Origin of the sequence: Brevibacillus sp. NPDC058079 (assembly GCF_042885155.1) — a bacterium.
Taxonomy (GTDB): domain Bacteria; phylum Bacillota; class Bacilli; order Brevibacillales; family Brevibacillaceae; genus Brevibacillus.
Genome location: NZ_JBHVSO010000036.1, coordinates 1 through 2,278, shown reverse-complemented (window position 1 = coordinate 2,278; position 2,278 = coordinate 1). Strand labels below are relative to the sequence as shown.

Annotated in this window: 1 rRNA gene; it reads left to right on the top strand. The window is 50.0% G+C overall.

Annotation, left to right across the window (positions count from 1 at the left end):
* Positions 1-260 precede the first annotated feature (260 nt).
* A 23S ribosomal RNA gene (locus ACFVS2_RS34570) occupies positions 261-2,278 on the top strand; the annotation flags it as partial.

Here is a 2,278-nt window from a genome sequence, read left to right as displayed (position 1 = left end):
GCCGTATCGGAAGGTGCGGCTGGATCACCTCCTTTCTAAGGATTTTTACATGACGTACGTTTTGACACTTTGTTCAGTTTTGAGAGTTCAATCTCTCAATTATAGAAAGCACACTACTTTCTTCTTATTCAATAAGAAGAATTTTGGTTGCGATTGTTCTTTGAAAACTAGATAACAGTAATTGCTGAGGAAAAGTGAAACTTTTCTTTAATCAAACCAATAAATAACACAACAGTATGTTGTACCATTTATTCGCTAATGGTTAAGTTAGAAAGGGCGCACGGTGAATGCCTTGGCACTAGGAGCCGATGAAGGACGGGACTAACACCGATATGCTTCGGGGAGCTGTAAGTAAGCTTTGATCCGGAGATTTCCGAATGGGGAAACCCACTGTTCGTAATGGAACAGTATCTTTATCTGAATACATAGGGTATTGAAGGCAGACCCGGGGAACTGAAACATCTAAGTACCCGGAGGAAGAGAAAGCAAATGCGATTTCCTGAGTAGCGGCGAGCGAAACGGAATTAGCCCAAACCAAGAGGCTTGCCTCTTGGGGTTGTAGGACACTCTATACGGAGTTACAAAGGAACGAGGTAAATGAAGCGACCTGGAAAGGTCCGTCATAGAAGGTAAAAACCCTGTAGTTGAAACTTCGTTCCCTCCTGAGTGGATCCTGAGTACGGCGGAACACGTGAAATTCCGTCGGAATCCGGGAGGACCATCTCCCAAGGCTAAATACTCCCTAGTGACCGATAGTGAACCAGTACCGTGAGGGAAAGGTGAAAAGCACCCCGGAAGGGGAGTGAAAGAGATCCTGAAACCGTGTGCCTACAAGTAGTCAGAGCCCGTTAACGGGTGATGGCGTGCCTTTTGTAGAATGAACCGGCGAGTTACGATCCCATGCAAGGTTAAGCTGATGAGGCGGAGCCGCAGCGAAAGCGAGTCTGAATAGGGCGTTTAGTATGTGGTCGTAGACCCGAAACCAGGTGATCTACCCATGTCCAGGGTGAAGTTCAGGTAACACTGAATGGAGGCCCGAACCCACGCACGTTGAAAAGTGCGGGGATGAGGTGTGGGTAGGGGTGAAATGCCAATCGAACCTGGAGATAGCTGGTTCTCTCCGAAATAGCTTTAGGGCTAGCCTCAAGTTGTAAGAGTCTTGGAGGTAGAGCACTGATTGGACTAGGGGCCCCCAACGGGTTACCGAATTCAGTCAAACTCCGAATGCCAAAGACTTATCCTTGGGAGTCAGACTGCGAGTGATAAGATCCGTAGTCGAAAGGGAAACAGCCCAGACCACCAGCTAAGGTCCCAAAGTATACGTTAAGTGGAAAAGGATGTGGAGTTGCTTAGACAACCAGGATGTTGGCTTAGAAGCAGCCACCATTTAAAGAGTGCGTAATAGCTCACTGGTCGAGTGACTCTGCGCCGAAAATGTACCGGGGCTAAACGTATCACCGAAGCTGTGGATTGACATCTTTGATGTCAGTGGTAGGAGAGCGTTCTAAGTGCAGTGAAGTCAGACCGTAAGGACTGGTGGAGCGCTTAGAAGTGAGAATGCCGGTATGAGTAGCGAAAGACGGGTGAGAATCCCGTCCACCGAATGCCTAAGGTTTCCTGAGGAAGGCTCGTCCGCTCAGGGTTAGTCGGGACCTAAGCCGAGGCCGAAAGGCGTAGGCGATGGATAACAGGTTGATATTCCTGTACCACCTCCTCACCGTTTGAGCAATGGGGGGACGCAGGAGGATAGGGTAAGCGCGCTGCTGGATATGCGCGTTCAAGCAGTTAGGCTGATGAGTAGGCAAATCCGCTCATCATAAAGGCTGAGCTGTGATGGCGAGGGAATTATAGTACCGAAGTTCCTGATTCCACACTGCCAAGAAAAGCCTCTAGCGAGGTGGGAGGTGCCCGTACCGCAAACCGACACAGGTAGGCGAGGAGAGAATCCTAAGGTGATCGAGAGAACTCTCGTTAAGGAACTCGGCAAAATGACCCCGTAACTTCGGGAGAAGGGGTGCTCTGTTAGGGTGTATAGCCCGAGAGAGCCGCAGTGAATAGGCCCAGGCGACTGTTTAGCAAAAACACAGGTCTCTGCGAAGCCGCAAGGCGAAGTATAGGGGCTGACGCCTGCCCGGTGCTGGAAGGTTAAGAGGAGGGGTTATCCTTTGGGAGAAGCTCTGAATCGAAGCCCCAGTAAACGGCGGCCGTAACTATAACGGTCCTAAGGTAGCGAAATTCCTTGTCGGGTAAGTTCCGACCCGCACGAAAGGCGTAACGA